Source organism: Lysobacter rhizosphaerae (assembly GCF_054779795.1).
Map to the genome: position 1 here is coordinate 749525 of NZ_BAAGXO010000001.1, position 13742 is coordinate 763266.

Below are 13742 nucleotides of genomic sequence, written 5' to 3' on the forward strand. Positions count from 1 at the left end.
TGCCTGGGCAGGGACGGTGAAGCAGTTTCCAAGATGCACGGAGGATCCGGTTTGGCTGCTCCCGATGTCCAGCTTGAAACCCCACGCCTGGTCCTGCGCGTGCCGAGGATCGACGACTTCGAGCGATACGCCGAGATGCTGGGGGACGAAAGCTCGCACCACATCGGCGGCCCGCTGCTGCGCCACGACGCCTGGCGCCGCTTCCTGCAGATGCCGGGGGCGTGGATGCTGCAGGGCTTCGCCATGTTCTCGGTGATCGAAAAGGCGAGCGGCCGCTGGATGGGCCAGGCGGGTCCATGGCAACCGGATGGCTGGCCCGGAACCGAAGTCGGCTATTCCTTCCATCCCGACGCGCGCGGCAGGGGCTATGCGACCGAAGCCTGCGTGGCCGCCATGGACTGGGCGTTCGATGTGCTCGGCTGGAGCGACGTAATCCATTCCATCGCTCCGACCAACACCGCGTCGCAGGCCGTCGCACAACGATTGGGCTCGCGGAATCGCGGACCGGGCAAGCTGCCGGCGCCGCTGGATGCGCATGCCATCGACATCTGGGGCCAGACCCGCGAGGAATGGGCCGCGCGCCGCAAGGAGACCGCCGCATGATCACCGTCTACGGTTTCGCGCCGTCGGGCAATTGCCACAAGGTCCGGCTGCTGCTGGAGCAGGCAGGTCGCGATTACCGCTGGGTCGAGAAGCGCAGCGACGACGGTTCCACGCGCACGCCTGAAATGCTGGCGAAGAACCCCAACGGCAAGGTGCCCTTCATCGAACTCGACGACGGGCGCGTGCTGACCGAGTCCAATGCCATCCTGCACTGGATCGCCGAGGGCACTTCGTTCCTGCCGGTGGACCCGTGGCAGAAGGCGCAGGCGCTGAGCTGGATGTTCTTCGAACAGTACAGCCACGAGCCCTACATCGCCGTCGCCCGTTTCATCTGTGGCTGGACGCCGATCGATTCGCCGCGCCGCGCCGACCTGCCGCGCCTGCGTGAGCGCAGCCACCAGGCACTTGCGGTCATGGAACGCCACCTGTCGGCGCATGCGTGGTTCACCGGCGACGATTACGGCATCGCGGATATCGCACTCTTCGCCTACACCTGCGTTGCCGACCATGGCGGCGTGAGCCTCGAAAACTATCCCGCGATCCGCGACTGGCTGGCGCGCATCGCGCAGACGCCCGGCTTCGTGCCCATGCCCGGGCCCGACGCCGCCGCCGCGGCGCTGATCGCGCAGTCCAACTGATTCCCCCTTGAGCCTTCTCGCGCGCGAGAAGCGGAGCCTTTGATGTCCATGTTCACCGCCATTCCCAATCCGATTCCTGCTCGCATGAAAGGCCTCAACCGGGCCGAGATCTGCGACGTCAATTTCAGCGAGTTCGTGAACGGCTGGAGCGGCACCAGCGACGCCAGGCCGGCGGCGCACGAGGCGATCCTCGATGGCAGCGCCCTGGACGCGCAGGGCTTCCGCGAGCTGTTCGAGTCGCAGCTGATCAGCCGCCACCTCGACCTGATGGCACGTGTGCTGCGCGTGCAGAACAAGGTCTTCTACACCATCGGTTCCAGTGGCCACGAAGGCAATGCGATGGTCGCGCGGCTGACCCGCCACACCGATCCGGCATTCCTGCACTACCGTTCCGGCGGCTTCATGGCCGAGCGCTTCCGCAAGCTGCCGGGCCTGGATCCGATCATGGATTCGGCGCTGTCGTTCGCGGCGAGCAAGGACGATCCGGCTTCGGGCGGCCGCCACAAGGTGTGGGGCAGCAAGCCGTTGTGGGTCCTGCCGCAGACTTCGACCATCGCCTCGCACCTGCCCAAGGCGCTGGGCACCGCGGTCGCCATCGAGGCCGGCAGGCGCCTTGGCCACTCGTTGCCGATTCCGGACGACAGCATCGCCATCTGCTCGTTTGGCGACGCTTCGGCCAACCACGCCACCGCGCAGACCGCGTTCAACGCCGCCGCCTGGACCGCCTACCAGAAGCTGCCGGCTCCCGTGCTGTTCGTTTGCGAGGACAACGGCATCGGCATTTCGGTGAAGACGCCGTCGGGCTGGATCGCCAACCGTTTCCAGCAGATGGATGGCCTCGATTACTTCTTCGCCGATGGCCTCGATCTCGCAACAGGTTACGGCGACGTGCAGAAGGCCGTCGAGCATTGCCGCCGCACGCGCCGGCCGACCTTCCTGCACCTCAAGACCAACCGGATCATGGGCCACGCCGGCACCGACTTCGAGATCGAATGGCGTTCGATCGAAGAGCTGTGCGCCGTCGAGGCAGGCGATCCGCTGCTGCGTTCGGCCGAAATCGCGTTGCAGTCCGGCCTGATGTCGAAGGACGAAGTGCTGGCCCTGTACGAAGCCACGCGCAGGAAGTGCTTCGCGGCCGCGGAAGAAGCCGACCGCCGCCCCAAGCTCGACAAGCTGGAAGACGTGATCGCACCGCTCGCGCCGTACACCCCGGCGGCCGTGCAGAAGGAAGCCACGCGCGCCGATTACGCGCAGCGTCGCCTCGAAGTGTTCGGCAGCGAAGCCAAGCTGCCGGAGAACCAGGCGCCGCGCCACCTCGCCATCCAGATCAACAACGCATTGCACGACATCTTCGCCAAGTACCCGGAAACGCTGCTGTTCGGCGAGGACGTGGCGCAGAAGGGCGGCGTGTACACCGTGACCAAGGGGCTGCAGAAGGCGTTCGGCCCGCGCCGCGTATTCAACACGCTGCTCGACGAAACGATGATCCTGGGCATGGCGCAGGGTTTCGCCAACGTCGGCCTGCTGCCGATCCCGGAAATCCAGTACCTCGCGTACTTCCACAACGCCTGCGACCAGATCCGCGGCGAAGCGGCATCGCTGCAGTTCTTCTCGAACAACCAGTACGCCAACCCGATGGTGGTGCGCATCGCCGGCCTGGGTTACCAGCGGGGCTTCGGTGGGCACTTCCACAACGACAATTCGATCACGGCGCTGCGCGACATCCCGGGCCTCGTGGTCGGTTGCCCGTCGCGCGGCGACGATGCGGCGACCATGCTGCGCACCCTGACTGCGTTGGCCAAGGTCGACGGCCGCGTCAGCGTGTTCCTCGAACCGATCGCGCTCTACATGGCCAAGGATCTGTACGAAGCCGGCGATGGCCAGTGGCTGACCACCTATCCCAAGCCGGACGAAGCGATGCCGCTGGGCGAGGGCCGCGTCTACGGTGAAGGCAATGACGACCTCGTCATCTTCAGCTACGGCAACGGCGTGCCGATGAGCCTGCGCGCCGCGCGCACGATCGAGGCAAAGCATGGCTGGAAGGTGCGTATCGTCGACCTGCGCTGGCTGGTGCCGCTCAACGAGGCCTACATCGTCGAGCAGGCGAAGAACGCCAAGCGGATCGTCATCGTCGACGAGGGACGCCATAGCGCCAGCGTCGGCGAGGGCGTGATCACCGCCATCGCCGAAGGGGGCTATGGCGCGCGTCCGTTCCAGCGCGTCGTGGGCAAGGACACCTACACGCCATTGGCCGGTGCCGCCTTCCTGGTGATCCCGGGCGACGACGATATCGTCGCCGCTGCCGACAGGCTCTGACCGGGTAGGGCGGGGCTCCCCCCGCTGGGTGATGGGCAAGAGGGGCGGTCGCGGCGCGGTGGTCGAACAGCCGCCCCGTGATCAGCGCGCCAGGCCTTCGCCCAGCGGCGACTCCCATACGTCGGTTTCGCCCACCTGCAACGGCGCGGCTGCGCGCTCCAGCGGCGCCACCGCCAGGGCGAGATGGCGCTTGCCATCGTCCGCGCACGCGACCACATGGCCGAGCGGCGCGCCCGCGGCCCGCAGGTCTTCGCCTGCGTGCAGCGCCGAGTCCGCCTCGAGCAATGCCAGGCCGCGCTTCACCTTGCCGAGGAAATGCGTGCGCGCCACGATCTCCTGGCCCGGATAGCATCCCTTCTTCACGCTGAAGGCATTGATGCGGTCCAGTGAAAGTTGTTGCGGCGTCCAATGGTCCGTCTGCGATGCGGGCAGGCGCGGCAGGCCGTGCTTGAGGTCGAAGGCGGCCCAGCGTCCGCCAAGCGCCGGATCTTGCAAGGCCGTTGAAACCGACAGGATGCGCAAGGTCCGGGCACCGGCATCGGCGCCGAAATCGAGTTCCACGCCCGCGCCGGCGTCGCCCGCGATCTCGTCGCCACGCGCCTGCGCAGGCGGAGCGAATGCCCCTTCCACGCGCAGGTCGTCACGCACCGCGATCCCTACCTTGCTGCGGAACACGAAGCGCTGCAGCGCAGCCGCGAGCGTCACCGGATCGGCGTCGGGCAGCAGCAGCCAGAGGGTTTCCTCGTCGAGCTTGAGCAGCGCAAACAGCGCAATCACGCGCCCTTTCGGCGTCAGCCAGCCGCTCCAGTGCCAGCGGCCGGGCGCCAGGGTCTTGAGGTCGTTCATGAATTGCGCCTGCGCAAACACGGCTGCATCGCGCCCGGAAAGCGCGATCACACGGTGGTCGGGAAGGGCAAAGGCCAGGCTGGCGGCAGCCTGCGGGTTGTCATGCATGGGGGCGGGAATTAAGCTTTTACGCTGAGATGATAGGCCAATCCCCCCAGGAAGCTCCGCCCGAGGACGTCACGGACCTACCTGCCGACGCAGGATCCACGCCCGCAGCGGACGAGTCGACAGTGAAACAGGCCCCAAGGGAATGGGGCGGACGCGAGGGGCTCGAACCGACGCGCTACGGCGATTGGGAAAAGAACGGCCGCTGCATCGATTTCTAGTTCCAGACTCTTCACTCCACTTCCCCCGCGGCCCCGCCGCCCAGCCGAGAGACACCGCACGCTCATGGCCGAACACCGACGCGTTCGCGAACGTCCCTTGTCGCCCCACCTCCAGGTTTACAGCTGGCAGGTGCAGATGGTGACTTCCATCCTGCACCGTGCAACCGGTGTGGTCCTCGCCCTTGGCAGCCTGCTCATGGTCTGCGCGTTCCTCTCGCTCGCCGCGGGTCCGGAGCAGTGGGCCCACTTCAGCGCCTTCGCGCGTTCGCCGTTGGGATTCCTGATCCTGTTCGGCTGGAGCTGGTCGCTGGCCTACCACCTGATCAATGGCATACGCCATCTGGTGCAGGACGCGGGCTACGGCTATGCGATTGCAACGTTCGTGCGCAACAGCTGGATCTCGGTGTTCGGCAGCCTGCTGCTGACCGCGCTGATCTGGGTGCTGGCGATGATGCAGCGGGGTGGCGCATGAGTGCCTCCAACAAGCGCCTGCGCACGCCGCTGAAGAATGCGCGCGGCCTGGGTTCCGCGAAGGACGGCACGCATCACTTCGTGCTCCAGCGCATCACCGCGGTCGCGCTCGTGTTCCTGTCGCTGTACGTGGTCGGCCTGATCATCTCGCTGGTCGGCGACGACTACGCCACGGTGCATGCCGCGGTAGCCAGGCCCTGCAACGCCGTATTGCTGATCGCCTTCCTGATTGCCACGTTCTGGCACGCCAAGCTCGGCCTGCAGGTGATCATCGAGGACTACGTGCATACGCCGTGGTCGGCGACCGTCCTGCACCTCGCCAACATCTTCATCTGCGTCCTCGCGGCACTCGCCAGCGTGCTCGCCGTCATCCGCATCGCGCTGGGAGCGTAAGTCGTGGCTGCGTACAACATCCAGGAACACAAATTCGACATGGTCGTGGTCGGCGCCGGTGGCGCGGGCCTGCGCGCCACCTTCGGCCTCGCCCAGAAGGGCCTGAAGACCGCGTGCATCACCAAGGTCTTTCCCACCCGCTCGCACACCGTGGCGGCGCAGGGCGGCGTGGCCGCGGCGCTCGCCAACATGGGCGAGGACGACTGGCGCTACCACTTCTTCGACACCGTGAAGGGTTCGGACTGGCTGGGCGACCAGGACGCGATCGAATACATGTGCAAGGAAGCGATTCCGGCCATCATCGAGCTCGAGCACTACGGCGTGCCGTTCTCGCGTACCGACGACGGCAAGATCTACCAGCGTCCGTTCGGCGGCATGACCACGCGCTTCGGCGAAGGCCCGCCGGCGCAGCGCACCTGCGCGGCGGCGGACCGCACCGGCCACGCGATCCTGCACACGCTGTACCAGCAGTCGCTCGCGCACGACGCGCAGTTCTTCATCGAATACTTCGCCCTCGACCTGATCATGGACCAGCACGGCGCCTGTCGCGGCGTGCTCGCCCTGGACATGGCCGAAGGCATGCTGCACCTGTTCCGCGCGCAGGGCACGGTGCTGGCCACCGGCGGCTACGGCCGCGCCTACTTCAGCGCGACTTCCGCGCACACCTGCACCGGCGACGGCGGCGGCATGGCGCTGCGTGCCGGCCTGGGCATGCAGGACATGGAATTCGTGCAGTTCCATCCGACCGGTATCTACGGCGCAGGCTGCCTGATCACCGAGGGCGTGCGTGGCGAAGGCGGCATCCTGCGCAACAGCAACGGTGAGCGCTTCATGGAGCGCTACGCACCGAGCGTGAAGGACCTCGCCCCACGCGACATGGTCAGTCGCGCGATGACCATCGAGATCCGCGAAGGCCGCGGCGTCGGCGAGCACAAGGACCACATCCTGCTCGACCTGACCCACCTTGGCCCGGAAGTCATCCACGAAAAGCTGCCGGGCATCGCCGAATCGGCGCGCATCTTCGCCGGTGTCGACGTGGAGAAGCAGCCGATTCCGGTGCTGCCGACCGTGCACTACAACATGGGCGGCATTCCGACCAATTACCACGGCGAAGTGGTGCAACTGCGCGATGGCAATCCCGACGCCGTGGTGCCGGGCCTGTACGCGATCGGCGAAGCCGCCTGCGTGTCGGTGCATGGCGCCAACCGCCTGGGGTCGAACTCGCTGCTCGACCTGGTCGTTTTCGGCCGCGCAGTCGCCAACCGCGCCGCCGAGACGATCAAGCCCAACGGCGACCAGGCCAAGCTCGCCGCTGACGCCTGCGATGCCTCGCTCGCGCGCCTGGACAAGCTGCGCAACGCCACCGGCGACACGCCGACGTCGGTCATCCGCGACAAGATGCAGCGCACGATGCAGGCCGATGCGGCCGTGTTCCGCACCGGCGAAACGCTGGCCGATGGCGTGCGGAAGATGCGCGAGATCCATGCGTCCTTCGCCGACGTCAAGATCAGCGACCGTTCCCTGATCTGGAACTCGGATCTGATCGAGACGTTCGAACTGTCGAACCTGCTCGACCAGGCACTGGTGACGATCGTGTCCGCGGAGAACCGCAAGGAATCCCGCGGCGCGCACGCTCGCGAGGACTTCCCAGACCGCGACGATGCCAACTGGCAGAAGCACACCCTGTGCTCGGTCGACGAAGCCGGCAACACCAAGATCGACTACCGCCCGGTGCACATGTACACGCTGACCGATGACGTCGCCGTGGTGCCGCCGAAGAAGCGCGTCTACTGATCCGGAGCGAGCACCGTGGCTGAATTTTCCCTACCCAAGAACTCGCAGATCCAGAACGGTCGCCACTGGGCGTCGCCCGGCGCCAAGCAGCCGCGCACGTTCAAGGTCTATCGCTGGAATCCGGACGATGGCATGAATCCGCGCGTGGACACCTACGAGGTGGACATGGCGACGTGCGGTCCGATGGTTCTCGACGCACTGATCAAGATCAAGAACGAGATCGATCCGACGCTGACCTTCCGCCGCTCCTGCCGCGAAGGCATCTGCGGTTCGTGCGCGATGAACATCGATGGCACCAACACCTTGGCCTGCACCAAGGCGATCGCCGACTGCAGCAGCAAGGGCGACGTGCCGATCTATCCGCTGCCGCACATGCCGGTGGTGAAGGATCTCGTCCCGGACATGACGCACTTCTACGCGCAATACGCGTCGATCAAGCCGTGGCTGCGCACCCAGAGCCCCACGCCGTCGGACCGCGAGCGCCTGCAGTCTCCGGCCGACCGCAAGAAGCTCGACGGTCTGTACGAATGCATCCTGTGCGCATGCTGCTCCACGTCGTGCCCCAGCTACTGGTGGAACGGCGAACGCTACCTCGGCCCTGCGATCCTCCTCCAGGCATACCGCTGGATCGTCGATTCGCGTGACGAGGACACCGGTGCGCGCCTGGACGATCTCGAAGATCCGTTCAAGCTGTATCGCTGCCACACGATCATGAACTGCGCGCGGACCTGCCCGAAGGGCCTGAATCCGGCGTTGGCGATCGCCGAGATCAAGAAGCTGATGCTCGCTCGGCGAGTCTGAGCGAATTCCGCACAGCAGATCAGAAGGCGTGCGATGCACGCCTTTTGCTTGAGGAGAGTCGGATGGGCGACAACGCGATCTTCCTGCCGGCCGTGGCGATGGCGGTGCTGACCTTTGTCGTCTGGTGGCGCATGTATGCCACCCGCATTGCGCAGATGAAGCGCGAACGCATCCACCCGCAGGCGGTGGCCACGTCCGCGCAGGCGGCGGCGAAACTGACCGACAGCCGCGCCGCCGACAACTTCCGCAACCTGTTCGAGTTGCCCGTACTGTTCTACCTCGCGCTGGTGGTTGCGGCGCAGGCACAGCTCTCGACCACGGCGGTGCTGGTACTGGCCTGGCTGTTCGTCGCCCTGCGCGTGGTGCACAGCTGGATCCAGTGCACCTACAACAAGGTCATGCACCGCTTCTACGTCTACGTCACGGGCGGCATGGTCATGTGGACGCTGTGGGGCGTGCTGGGTTACGGGTTGCTGCGCGCATGAGCGACGCCGACGAAGCCGAATTGCGTCGCCTGCGCTGGCGTTGCCGACGCGGCATGCGCGAGCTCGACCAGCTGCTGGGCCGGTACCTAGACCGCGAATGGCGGCAAAGTCCCGCGGCCGAGCGCGGTGTTTTCCTACGGCTGCTGGAAACCGAAGACGATAGGTTGTGGCATTGGTTCATGGGCCACGAGACCGCCGACGATGTCGACATCCAGACCCTGGTCGAACGCATCCGCGCCTTGCCGCCTTGAGTGGCACCCCTCGCGCGCCTTCGCCGCCGCGTGCCTTGCGCTGGGCATCCTCGCCACGGTAGCCGCGATCGCCTCGGAGCTGCCCTGGCCGGTTTCCCTTCCGTTGGCCATTGCATCGATCGTGCATGGCGCCCGGCTGGCGATGCGCGAACTGCTCCGGCCTGCCGCCAACCTGGTGATTCTCCCGGGCGAGGCCGACGCGACGCTCGATGGCGAGGCGATGATCGACCTGCAGGTGCAGTGGCGCGGTCCATTGGCCTTCCTGCGCTGGCGCGGTGCCGCTGGCGGGCGCCACCGGTTGCAGGGTTGGCCGGACAACCTTAATGCCGCCGCGCGGCGTGAACTGCGGCTGGCCATGGCCGACCGGGTGCCGGCGCGTTCACCGCGTTCGGTGGCACCATAGCCGCTTCGCGCCACGGCCTCGATTCAATCCGGCATGTTCAAACCCGTTCCCGTCGCCATCGGCCTGCGCTACCTGCGCGCCAAACGCCGCAATGGTTTCATCTCCTTCATATCCTTCGCATCGATCGTCGGCATCGCGCTGGGTGTCGCCATCCTCATCACCACGATGGCGGTGATGGGTGGATTCCAGCGCGAGATCCGCGACCGGATGCTGCAGATGACCGCGCACGCTACGGTCGTTGGCTATGGCGAGCCCGTGCAGGATTGGCCGCGCGCGGTGAAGGTCGCCATGGTCGACAAGCGCGTGGCGGGCGCCGCGCCCTATGTCGAGAAGGAAGCGCTGATCTCCGGCGCGCGCAACCAGCCCGCGCTGATCCGCGGCATCCTGCCGGCGGAAGAGGGCAAGGTATCGGTGCTGGCCGACAAGATGGTCGAAGGCAAGCTCGACCAGCTGGTGCCCGGCTCATTCAACATCGTGCTGGGCCGTGAGCTTGCGTTGTGGCTGGGCGTGGGCGTGGGCGACAACGTGATCGTCACCACGTCGGATTTCCGCAGCACGCCGATGGGGGCGATCGCCACCCAGAAACGCTTCATCGTCAGCGGCATCTTCGAGGCGGGCTACAACGAGTTCGACAAAGGGCTTGCCGTTGTCAGCATGAAGGACCTGCAGCGCGTGCTGCGCATGGGCGAAGGCGTCACCGGCGTGCGCCTCAAATTGCACGACATGGACAAGGCCTTCGACGTCGCGCGCGACCTGGCGCTGGAACTGGGTGGTCCGTACAGCGTGAGCGACTGGAGCAGCGAGAACGCCAACCTGTTCCGTGCCCTGAAGATGGAAAAGACCATCATGGCCATCCTCCTGGCTTTCATCATCGGCATGGGCGCGTTCAACCTGGTCAATTCGCAGGTGATGCTGGTGACCGACAAGCAGGCCGACATCGCCATCCTGCGCACCCTTGGCCTGACGCCGCGCGGGGTCATGAAGGTATTCATGGTGCAGGGCACGCTGATCGGCGTGATCGGAACAACCATCGGCGTGATCGGCGGCATCCTGCTGACGCTCAACCTCGAACATATCCTGCGCGGTATCGAACAGGTGTTCGGCGTGCAACTCATGCCCGAAGACGTCTACTACATCACCGGGCTTCCCACCGACCTGCAGGTCAGCGATGTCGTGCTGACGGCGGTTGCGGCGTTGACCATGGCTTTCCTGGCAACGGTGTACCCGGCCTGGCGGGCGGCACGTACGGCCCCGGCGGAGGCGCTGCGCTATGAATGACGCGGTGATCCACGCCGAGCAACTCGGCAAGACCTATGCGGAAGGCAAGCTGCGCACGCCGGTGTTCGATGGCCTGTCGCTGTCGGTGGCGAAGGGCGAGACCGTTGCGATCCTGGGCGCCTCCGGCGCAGGCAAGAGCACGCTGCTGCACCTGCTGGGCGGGCTCGACACGCCCACCGCCGGCGAGGTCTATGTCGGTGGCCAGAAGATGAGCGCATTGTCCGATGCGGCCCGCGGTGCACTCCGCAACAGGGCGCTTGGCTTCGTCTATCAGTTCCACCACCTGCTGCCTGAATTCACCGCGCTGGAAAACGTGATGTTGCCGGTGCTGCTCAACGGGACCGGTGTACAGGACGCTTCGCAGCGCGCCCGCGCATTGCTGGAGTCCGTCGGCCTGGGCCACCGCCTGGAGCACAAGCCCGGGGAGCTTTCTGGCGGCGAACGCCAGCGCGCCGCCGTGGCGCGTGCCCTGGTCAACCGTCCGGCCTGCGTACTCGGTGACGAACCCACCGGCAACCTCGATGAAAAGACGGCTGCCACCGTGTTCGAATTGATGCTGGCACTCAACCGCGAGCACCACACCAGCCTCGTGCTGGTGACGCACGCGCGGGCACTGGCGCGGCGCATGGACCGCGTGCTGGAACTGCACGAAGGCAAGCTCCGCGAATTGCGACGCGAAGAGATCTAGCTACATGGCCATCGTGGCAAGGACGCCACCCACCACCCCGCTCCTGGGAATCCCCCTTCTGGGAGTCCCCGTCGCCCTGGCTTTGCTGGCCGGGGTGATGACCTGCCTATGGCTGCCCTGGTTGGCGCCCTGGGGACTGTCGCTGGTCCTCTTGATTGCCGGGTCGTCAGGCTGGATCGGCTGGCCGCGATTCCGGTTTCCATGGCATGGCGTGGAGCGTTGTGTAAACGCCAGCAGGCGTCGCGCCCTTGGTGCGTTCCTCTGCGGCTTCGCGTTGACGGGCCTGCATGCCGCCCATGCGCTGGATGTGCAGCTGCCGGCGACGCTGGAAAAGCATGAAACGATCGTGCATGGCCGCATCCTCGACCTGCCGCAGCATGAACCCAGGCGCACGCGTTTTCTCTTCGAAGTCGATGCGGATGACACCGTCCTGTCCGAACTGCGTGGCCGCACCCTGCGCCTGGCGTGGTACGACGACGAGCATCGGCATGACGCGCCGCACCCGCGCTTCCAGCTGAAGGCGGGTCAGCGATGGTCGCTGCCGGTGCGGGTACGCGCACCGCGCGGCCTGCGCAATCCGGGCGGCGCCGATGCCGAAAAGTACGCGATGGCGCAACGCCTCACCGCCACGGGCTATGTGTACGCGCCGGAAATGGCACGGCGGCTGTCGGCGGCGCGCGGCCTGGACGCATGGCGCGAATCGATGTCGGCGCGCATCGCACTGCAGGTGCGCACGCCAAGCTCGCGTTTCGTGCAGGCGCTGGCCCTCGGCGACACGCGCGCATTGGACGATGGGGATTGGGAGGCGTTGCGCGCCAATGGCCTGACCCACCTGATCGCGATTTCCGGTTTCCATGTCGGACTGGTGGCGGGCTTCTTCGCGCTGATCGCACGGGGTGCGTGGTGGCTCTGGCCCGCACTGGCACGGCGCTGGCCCGCCCCGGTCATGGCGGCACTGGCTGCGGTAGCGGGAGCGACGGTCTACGCCGCCGTAGCCGGGTTTGCGCTGCCAACGCTGCGCACCGTGCTGATGATCGTTGTCGTTGCGGCAGCGCGGGGATGGCGGCGGCCGTCGCGCGCGCCGCAAGCGCTGGCGCTCGCGGCGATCGCGATGGTGTTGGTCGATCCGCTCGCGGTGCTCGGTGCGGGCTTCTGGCTCAGCTTCCTGGGCGTGGCATGGCTGTTGTGGTGCCTGCCGCACGGTGGCGACAACCTGGTCCGGGAATTCCTCTCCGCCCAGGGCGTGGCGACGCTGGGACTGTTGCCGCCGAGTGCGGTGCTGTTTGGGCAGGCATCGCTGGCCGCGCCATTCGCCAACCTGATCGCGGTGCCGTGGTGGAGCCTGGTGGTCGTGCCGCTGTCCTTGATCGGTCTGTTTCTGGAAACCCTGCATCCGGGAGCGGGTGGGTGGGCATGGCGTGCTGCTGCGTGGTGCTTCGACCTCAGCTGGCCGGTATTCGAATGGCTGGCGCATTGCGGCCTGTCGTTGTGGTGGTTGCCCGAAGCGCGCTGGTTCGCGCTGCCCCTGGCCCTTGCGGGCGCGTTCTGGCTGTTGCTGCCCCGCGGCACACCCGGCAAGTGGCTGGCGTTGTTGCTGTGGCTACCGCTGCTGTGGCCGGAGCGCGACATTCCCGTGCCCGGTGAGGCCGAGCTGATCGTGATCGACGTGGGGCAGGGGCTCTCGGTATTGGTGCGCACCCATCGGCATGCCTTGCTGTACGACATGGGTCCGGCCGTACGCGACGGCTTCGATGCGGGCGATCGCGCGGTCGTTCCGGCATTGCATGCACTGGGAGTGCGGCATCTCGATCGCGCTGTCATCAGCCACGGCGACAACGATCACGCCGGTGGCTTCCAGGCCGTGCGCGACGAATTCCCCGTAACCGACGTATCCGCGCCGGAAGGCGTCCCCTTGCCGTTCGCCACCGCGGCCTGCGTTGCCGAGCAGCATTGGAAATGGGATGGCGTCGAATTCCGCTTCCTGCATCCGCCGCCGGACTTTCCCTACCTGGACAACGAATCCAGTTGCGTGCTGCGCATCGAAAGCGCCCAGGGCAGCGCATTGCTCACCGGCGACATCGGCGAGGTGATCGAGCGCGATCTCGTCCGCCTGGATGCAGGCGACTTGCAGTCGGATGTGGTGCTGGTCGCCCACCATGGCAGCGCCGGGTCCTCCGATCCGGCCTTTGTCGCGGCCACGCACCCGCGCTTCGCCCTGGTTTCGTCGGGTCACGGCAATCGCTTCGGCCATCCCCGTCCCGAAGTGCTGCGGCGCTGGCAGCAAGGGGGCGCGCAGACCTTCGATACCTCCGCGGGCGGGGCCCTGCGCGTGCGGTTGCGCGCCCGGGACCTTCACGTGGAAACGCGACGCGGCGCACAGCCGCGATGGTGGGATTCCGCCCGACGGCCTTGACGAATGCGGCCGATGCCTTGATTGCCCGGGTTTCGC

The 13742-nt window shown here is 66.6% G+C and carries 15 protein-coding genes; 14 read left to right on the plus strand and 1 reads right to left on the minus strand.

The annotated features are described in order from the left end of the window. Positions 1-51 precede the first annotated feature (51 nt). Genes ACYVGE_RS03500 through ACYVGE_RS03510 form a run of 3 tightly spaced genes read left to right on the plus strand, consistent with a single transcriptional unit; the run spans position 52 to position 3557 of the window. Positions 52-603, plus strand: coding sequence for a GNAT family N-acetyltransferase (locus ACYVGE_RS03500; RefSeq protein ID WP_460727060.1), 552 nt, complete (start codon positions 52-54; stop codon positions 601-603). Further along, entirely contained in the window at positions 570-1241 is a 672-nt protein-coding gene (locus ACYVGE_RS03505; RefSeq protein ID WP_460727062.1) for a glutathione S-transferase family protein, read from the plus strand. Before ACYVGE_RS03500 ends, ACYVGE_RS03505 begins: the two co-directional genes overlap by 34 nt. A gap of 42 nt (positions 1242-1283) precedes the next feature. Next, on the plus strand, positions 1284-3557 hold the full coding sequence (locus tag ACYVGE_RS03510; RefSeq protein WP_460727064.1) for a thiamine pyrophosphate-dependent enzyme: 2274 nt from the start codon (positions 1284-1286) through the stop codon (positions 3555-3557). 81 nt (positions 3558-3638) lie between these two features. On the opposite strand, the gene ygfZ is transcribed toward ACYVGE_RS03510, so the two are convergent. Beyond that, positions 3639-4511 carry a CAF17-like 4Fe-4S cluster assembly/insertion protein YgfZ gene (ygfZ, locus tag ACYVGE_RS03515; RefSeq protein WP_460727066.1) on the minus strand — a complete coding sequence of 291 codons (873 nt, stop codon included), beginning with the start codon at positions 4509-4511 and terminating at the stop codon, positions 3639-3641. Between the two features lie 29 nt (positions 4512-4540). Between ygfZ and ACYVGE_RS03520 the strand changes: the two genes are divergently transcribed. From ACYVGE_RS03520 to ACYVGE_RS03570, 11 genes are all read left to right on the plus strand, one after another. Next, positions 4541-4729, plus strand: a complete 189-nt coding sequence (locus ACYVGE_RS03520; RefSeq protein ID WP_460727068.1) for a DUF1674 domain-containing protein — start codon at positions 4541-4543, stop codon at positions 4727-4729. 64 nt (positions 4730-4793) lie between these two features. Next, positions 4794-5201, plus strand: coding sequence for a succinate dehydrogenase, cytochrome b556 subunit (sdhC, locus tag ACYVGE_RS03525; RefSeq protein WP_460727070.1), 408 nt, complete (start codon positions 4794-4796; stop codon positions 5199-5201). Beyond that, on the plus strand, positions 5198-5593 hold the full coding sequence (gene sdhD, locus ACYVGE_RS03530; RefSeq protein ID WP_460727072.1) for a succinate dehydrogenase, hydrophobic membrane anchor protein: 396 nt from the start codon (positions 5198-5200) through the stop codon (positions 5591-5593). The genes sdhC and sdhD overlap by 4 nt, the downstream gene beginning before the upstream one ends. A gap of 3 nt (positions 5594-5596) precedes the next feature. Continuing rightward, a complete protein-coding gene (gene sdhA / locus ACYVGE_RS03535) occupies positions 5597-7387 on the plus strand; it encodes a succinate dehydrogenase flavoprotein subunit (protein WP_460727074.1) in 1791 nt (596 codons plus the stop codon). Positions 7388-7402: 15 nt separating this feature from the next. Further along, positions 7403-8188, plus strand: a complete 786-nt coding sequence (locus tag ACYVGE_RS03540; RefSeq protein WP_310051993.1) for a succinate dehydrogenase iron-sulfur subunit — start codon at positions 7403-7405, stop codon at positions 8186-8188. A 62-nt stretch (positions 8189-8250) separates the two neighbouring features. Beyond that, positions 8251-8673: an MAPEG family protein gene (locus ACYVGE_RS03545; protein ID WP_460727077.1), complete on the plus strand. Its 423-nt coding sequence runs from the start codon at positions 8251-8253 to the stop codon at positions 8671-8673. Continuing rightward, a complete protein-coding gene (locus ACYVGE_RS03550) occupies positions 8670-8924 on the plus strand; it encodes an FAD assembly factor SdhE (protein WP_460727079.1) in 255 nt (84 codons plus the stop codon). Before ACYVGE_RS03545 ends, ACYVGE_RS03550 begins: the two co-directional genes overlap by 4 nt. Then, complete coding sequence (locus ACYVGE_RS03555) at positions 8875-9327, plus strand: hypothetical protein (protein ID WP_460727081.1); 453 nt, start codon at positions 8875-8877, stop codon at positions 9325-9327. The genes ACYVGE_RS03550 and ACYVGE_RS03555 overlap by 50 nt, the downstream gene beginning before the upstream one ends. 33 nt (positions 9328-9360) lie before the next feature. After that, positions 9361-10605, plus strand: coding sequence for a lipoprotein-releasing ABC transporter permease subunit (locus tag ACYVGE_RS03560; protein ID WP_460727083.1), 1245 nt, complete (start codon positions 9361-9363; stop codon positions 10603-10605). Continuing rightward, positions 10598-11293, plus strand: a complete 696-nt coding sequence (gene lolD / locus ACYVGE_RS03565; RefSeq protein WP_460727085.1) for a lipoprotein-releasing ABC transporter ATP-binding protein LolD — start codon at positions 10598-10600, stop codon at positions 11291-11293. Before ACYVGE_RS03560 ends, lolD begins: the two co-directional genes overlap by 8 nt. Positions 11294-11390: 97 nt before the next feature. Next, positions 11391-13706: a DNA internalization-related competence protein ComEC/Rec2 gene (locus ACYVGE_RS03570; RefSeq protein ID WP_460727087.1), complete on the plus strand. Its 2316-nt coding sequence runs from the start codon at positions 11391-11393 to the stop codon at positions 13704-13706. The last annotated feature ends 36 nt before the right edge of the window (positions 13707-13742 follow it).

Bases quoted from the DNA above. Each gene is read 5' to 3' on its own strand.
- ACYVGE_RS03505 (WP_460727062.1), top strand. From the start codon at position 570: ATGGGCCGCGCGCCGCAAGGAGACCGCCGCATGATCACCGTCTACGGT.
- ACYVGE_RS03510 (WP_460727064.1), top strand. From the start codon at position 1,284: ATGTCCATGTTCACCGCCATTCCCAATCCGATTCCTGCTCGCATGAAA.
- ygfZ (WP_460727066.1), bottom strand. From the start codon at position 4,511: ATGCATGACAACCCGCAGGCTGCCGCCAGCCTGGCCTTTGCCCTTCCC.
- ACYVGE_RS03520 (WP_460727068.1), top strand. From the start codon at position 4,541: ATGATAGGCCAATCCCCCCAGGAAGCTCCGCCCGAGGACGTCACGGAC.
- sdhC (WP_460727070.1), top strand. From the start codon at position 4,794: ATGGCCGAACACCGACGCGTTCGCGAACGTCCCTTGTCGCCCCACCTC.
- sdhD (WP_460727072.1), top strand. From the start codon at position 5,198: ATGAGTGCCTCCAACAAGCGCCTGCGCACGCCGCTGAAGAATGCGCGC.
- ACYVGE_RS03545 (WP_460727077.1), top strand. From the start codon at position 8,251: ATGGGCGACAACGCGATCTTCCTGCCGGCCGTGGCGATGGCGGTGCTG.
- ACYVGE_RS03550 (WP_460727079.1), top strand. From the start codon at position 8,670: ATGAGCGACGCCGACGAAGCCGAATTGCGTCGCCTGCGCTGGCGTTGC.
- ACYVGE_RS03555 (WP_460727081.1), top strand. From the start codon at position 8,875: ATGTCGACATCCAGACCCTGGTCGAACGCATCCGCGCCTTGCCGCCTT.
- ACYVGE_RS03560 (WP_460727083.1), top strand. From the start codon at position 9,361: ATGTTCAAACCCGTTCCCGTCGCCATCGGCCTGCGCTACCTGCGCGCC.
- lolD (WP_460727085.1), top strand. From the start codon at position 10,598: ATGAATGACGCGGTGATCCACGCCGAGCAACTCGGCAAGACCTATGCG.
- ACYVGE_RS03570 (WP_460727087.1), top strand. From the start codon at position 11,391: ATGACCTGCCTATGGCTGCCCTGGTTGGCGCCCTGGGGACTGTCGCTG.